This window comes from Mucilaginibacter terrenus (genome assembly GCF_003432065.1).
GTDB lineage: Bacteria > Bacteroidota > Bacteroidia > Sphingobacteriales > Sphingobacteriaceae > Mucilaginibacter > Mucilaginibacter terrenus.
The window spans coordinates 1-5,339 of sequence record NZ_QWDE01000009.1; the positions used below are offsets into that span (position 1 = coordinate 1).

A 5,339-nucleotide genomic window follows, 5' to 3' on the forward strand; every position below is an offset into this window, starting at 1 on the left:
TGTAAGAGAAAACAACAGCAAATTCTTCTGTTAGAGAAAGCTTCGGATAATTAGTATTACTCGACTTTGATGTCACCACCTTTATATCTGTAACCTATCAACGTAGTAGTCTGCTACGATCCTATAAGGAAGTCTCATCTCATGGCTAGTTTCGCACTTAGATGCTTTCAGCGCTTATCTATTCCCAACGTAGCTACTCTGCAGTACACCTGGCGGCATAACAGATTCACCAGAGGTTAGTCCAACCCGGTCCTCTCGTACTAAGGTCAGCCCCATTCAAACTTCCAACGCCCACAACAGATAGGGACCGAACTGTCTCGCGACGTTCTGAACCCAGCTCGCGTGCCACTTTAATGAGCGAACAGCTCAACCCTTGGGACCTTCTCCAGCCCCAGGATGTGACGAGCCGACATCGAGGTGCCAAACCTCCCCGTCGATATGAGCTCTTGGGGGAGATCAGCCTGTTATCCCCAGCGTACCTTTTATCCTTTGAGCGATGGCCCTTCCATGCAGAACCACCGGATCACTATATCCGTCTTTCGACCCAGCTCGACTTGTCTGTCTCACTGTCAAGCAAGCTTATGCTATTGCACTCCGCGTACGGTTACCAAGCGTACTGAGCTTACCTTTGAAAGCCTCCGTTACCTTTTTGGAGGCGACCACCCCAGTCAAACTACCCGCCAAACAATGTCCCCGACATTATCGGGTTAGACACCAAATACAGAAAGGGTGGTATTTCAACGTTGGCTAACCTACTCCTAGCGAAGCAGGATCACAGCCTCCCACCTATCCTACACATCCTGTATCCGATATCAATGTTAAGTTGTAGTGAAGGTGCATGGGGTCTTTCCGTCCCGTTGCGGGTAACCGGCGTCTTCACCGATACCACAATTTCACCGAGCTCATGGCTGAGACAGCGCCCAGATCGTTACACCATTCGTGCAGGTCGGAACTTACCCGACAAGGAATTTCGCTACCTTAGGACCGTTATAGTTACGGCCGCCGTTTACCGGGGCTTCGATTCAATGCTTCGCCTTGCGACTAACATCCCCTCTTAACCTTCCGGCACCGGGCAGGTGTCAGGCCTTATACGTCATCTTTCGATTTTGCAAAGCCATGTGTTTTTGTTAAACAGTCGCCTGGGCCTTTTCACTGCGGCTGATATTGCTACCAGCGCCCCTTCTCCCGAAGTTACAGGGCCATTTTGCCGAGTTCCTTAGCCATGATTCACTCGAGCACCTTAGGATTCTCTCCTCGACTACCTGTGTCGGTTTACGGTACGGGTTTTTATAACCTGAAGCTTAGCGGGTTTTCTTGGAAGTCTGATTACCTGAACTATCACCTTGCCCGAAGGCTCAGTGTACTATCAGCTTTCAGCAAGTCTGGCGTACTTAACTACCAAACCTATACCTACGGCCTTTAACGAACTATTCCGTCAGTTCGCGTCAGTGTCACTACTCCGTCACCGCATCGCAGTTATAAAAAGTACTGGAATATTAACCAGTTGTCCATCGGCTACGCCCTTCGGCTTCACCTTAGGCCCCGACTAACCCTGATCCGATTAGCGTTGATCAGGAAACCTTAGTCTTTCGGTGGGCGGGTTTCTCTCCCGCCTTATCGTTACTTATGCCTACATTTGCTTTTCTACACCCTCCACAGTCAGTTGTCCTTCCTGCTTCACCGCATGTAGAATGCTCCCCTACCAGTACACTAAAAGTGTAATCCATAGCTTCGGTATAACGCTTAATGCCCGTTTATTATCCATGCCCGATCGCTCGACTAGTGAGCTGTTACGCACTCTTTAAATGAATGGCTGCTTCCAAGCCAACATCCTAGCTGTCTGTGCAATCGGACCTCGTTAGTTCAACTTAGCGCTAATTTGGGGACCTTAGCTGATGGTCTGGGTTCTTTCCCTCTCGGCCATGGACCTTAGCACCCATAGCCTCACTGCAGTGTATATTATACAGCATTCGGAGTTTGTCTGGATTTGGTAGGATTTGACTCCCCCGCACCCAATCAGTAGCTCTACCTCTGTATAACTTTACCACCACGCTGTTCCTAAAAACATTTCGGGGAGTACGAGCTATTTCCCAGTTTGATTAGCCTTTCACCCCTACCCACAAGTCATCCGGAAACTTTTCAACGTTTATCGGTTCGGTCCTCCAGTACCTGTTACGGCACCTTCAACCTGCCCATGGGTAGATCACAAGGTTTCGCGTCTACCTCCCCTGACTATACGCCCTATTCAGACTCGCTTTCGCTTCGGATCCGTGTCTTAAACACTTAACCTTGCCAGGGAAGAGTAACTCGTAGGCTCATTATGCAAAAGGCACGCCGTCACGGAACATGTCCGCTCCGACCGCTTGTAAGTACACGGTTTCAGGTTCTATTTCACTCCCCTGTTCGGGGTTCTTTTCACCTTTCCCTCACGGTACTGGTTCACTATCGGTCTCTCAGGAGTATTTAGCCTTACCGGATGGTGCCGGCAAATTCCCACAAGGCGTCTCCGACCTCGCGGTACTCAGGATACCACTATCCTATTATTACTTACCCGTACGCAACTCTCATGCTCTATGGTGGGCCTTCCCATGCCCTTCCGGTTCATTTTAATATTCATGTTGTGGTCCTATAACCCCGTATATGCCGTAACATATATGGTTTGGGCTTCTTCCCTTTCGCTCGCCACTACTCAGGAAATCACTGTTGTTTTCTCTTCCTCTGCTTACTTAGATGTTTCAGTTCAGCAGGTTTGCGCATTTATGCAACTATTCTTCAAATAGTTAGGTTTCCCCATTCGGAAATCTGCGGATCAATTTATATTTGCTAATCCCCGCAGCTTATCGCAGCTTATCACGTCCTTCATCGCCTCTGAGAGCCAAGGCATCCCCCGTGTACCCTTTCTTACTTTCTTCTAATATCATTGCCGCTTTTGCTCGGCACGATACGTTTTCATTATTTTTTGAGATGTCTCTCTTTTGATTCCGCTCGTATTGCTACGCGCTTCATCGTCCAGAAAAGACTCCCTACTGTTGTCTTCTCTTTCATTTTACTTCTTCCAATATGTCAAAGAACTTTACCCAATATGATATCGCTATCATAACTTGCATTATATCCTATCCCTCTCAGGAAACGGTGGGTGTGGTGGAGAATAACGGATTCGAACCGTTGACCCCCTGCGTGCAAGGCAGGTGCTCTAGCCAGCTGAGCTAATCCCCCTTTCAGATGTGTAGTCCCGAGCAGATTTGAACTGCTGACCCCTACATTATCAGTGTAGTGCTCTAACCAAGCTGAGCTACAGGACTGTCTTTTACCTACAATCTTGCCACTCGTATGGCGCACCACATGATGGCTTCATCTTCCGGGTTGTTTTTTTTGAGATCTTATTTAGAAAATTAATGCAGGTAACAGCCTTTCAGTGCTGTTATCTTAAAGAATACTTATTGCTTAAAGTTTGGGATAATGCTCCAGAAAGGAGGTATTCCAGCCACACCTTCCGGTACGGCTACCTTGTTACGACTTAGCCCCAGTTACCGACTTTACCCTAGGACGCTCCTTGCGGTTACGCACTTCAGGCACTTCCAGCTTCCATGGCTTGACGGGCGGTGTGTACAAGGCCCGGGAACGTATTCACCGCGTCATTGCTGATACGCGATTACTAGCGAATCCAACTTCACGGGGTCGAGTTGCAGACCCCGATCCGAACTGTGAACAGCTTTTGGAGATTGGCATCCTGTTGCCAGGTAGCTGCCCTCTGTACTGCCCATTGTAGCACGTGTGTAGCCCCGGACGTAAGGGCCATGATGACTTGACGTCGTCCCCTCCTTCCTCTCTATTTGCATAGGCAGTCTGTTTAGAGTCCCCATCATTACATGCTGGCAACTAAACATAGGGGTTGCGCTCGTTGCGGGACTTAACCCAACACCTCACGGCACGAGCTGACGACAGCCATGCAGCACCTAGTTTCGTGTCCCGAAGGACTAGAGCGTCTCTGCTCTATTCACTAACTTTCAAGCCCGGGTAAGGTTCCTCGCGTATCATCGAATTAAACCACATGCTCCTCCGCTTGTGCGGGCCCCCGTCAATTCCTTTGAGTTTCACCCTTGCGGGCGTACTCCCCAGGTGGAATACTTAACGCTTTCGCTTAGACGCTGACCGTATATCGCCAACATCGAGTATTCATCGTTTAGGGCGTGGACTACCAGGGTATCTAATCCTGTTTGATCCCCACGCTTTCGTGCCTCAGCGTCAATCACACTTTAGTAAGCTGCCTTCGCAATTGGTGTTCTGTGACATATCTATGCATTTCACCGCTACTTGTCACATTCCGCCTACCTCAAGTGTATTCAAGCCCATCAGTATCAAAGGCACTGCGATAGTTGAGCTACCGTCTTTCACCCCTGACTTAATAGGCCGCCTACGCACCCTTTAAACCCAATAAATCCGGATAACGCTCGGATCCTCCGTATTACCGCGGCTGCTGGCACGGAGTTAGCCGATCCTTATTCTTACCGTACATTCAGCCTCTTACACGTAAAAGGGTTTATTCCGGTACAAAAGCAGTTTACAACCCGTAGGGCCGTCTTCCTGCACGCGGCATGGCTGGTTCAGGCTTGCGCCCATTGACCAATATTCCTTACTGCTGCCTCCCGTAGGAGTCTGGTCCGTGTCTCAGTACCAGTGTGGGGGGTCATCCTCTCAGATCCCCTAAACATCGTAGCCTTGGTAAGCCGTTACCTTACCAACTAGCTAATGTTCCGCATGCCCATCTTGTTCCTATAAATATTTGATATCATTGTGATGCCACATCGATATTTTATGCGGTGTTAATCTCTCTTTCGAGAGGCTATCCCCCTGAACAAGGTAGGTTACATACGTGTTACGCACCCGTGCGCCACTCTCATCAGGAGCAAGCTCCCAAATCCCGTCCGACTTGCATGTATTAGGCCTGCCGCTAGCGTTCATCCTGAGCCAGGATCAAACTCTCCATTGTAAAATGTGTTGTTTGTATCCAGACCCTATTAAACTCAATCAATAGAAATCTGTAAAAAAAATATTCTCTTACATTATCCCATCGCTCTTCAAGCTTCTTCTTTTCAGTATAACTAATCCCGTGGGACCGTTACGCTGCATTCTAATCTTCTAATCTCTTTAAGAACTTTTCGCTTCTCCTCGCGGTTCGGCTTTTATGTTATTGCATCATTGCGACGCTTAACTTCAATCTTTTGTTTTCCCCGGAAAACGCTTCCGGCTCTTTAACGTTATTTTCAAATCTCGTTTCCGATTTTCTCTCCCTCGTTTTGGGACTGCAAAGGTAGAAAAGTTTTTTATTTCTGCAAAAA

The 5,339-nt window shown here is 48.4% G+C and carries 2 tRNA genes and 2 rRNA genes; all 4 read right to left on the reverse strand.

Annotated elements, in window-relative coordinates:
• Positions 1-31 precede the first annotated feature (31 nt).
• The 4 genes from DYU05_RS20785 to DYU05_RS20800 all read right to left on the reverse strand — a co-directional run bounded on the left by DYU05_RS20785 (position 32) and on the right by DYU05_RS20800 (position 4,990).
• Positions 32-2,911, reverse strand: a 23S ribosomal RNA gene (locus tag DYU05_RS20785).
• 228 nt (positions 2,912-3,139) lie between these two features.
• Positions 3,140-3,216, reverse strand: a tRNA-Ala gene (locus DYU05_RS20790).
• 11 nt (positions 3,217-3,227) lie between these two features.
• Positions 3,228-3,302, reverse strand: a tRNA-Ile gene (locus DYU05_RS20795).
• 166 nt (positions 3,303-3,468) lie between these two features.
• Positions 3,469-4,990: ribosomal RNA gene (locus DYU05_RS20800) — 16S ribosomal RNA — on the reverse strand.
• Together the 16S and 23S rRNA genes with 2 tRNA genes alongside form the textbook arrangement of a ribosomal RNA operon.
• Between the last annotated feature and the right edge of the window lie 349 nt (positions 4,991-5,339).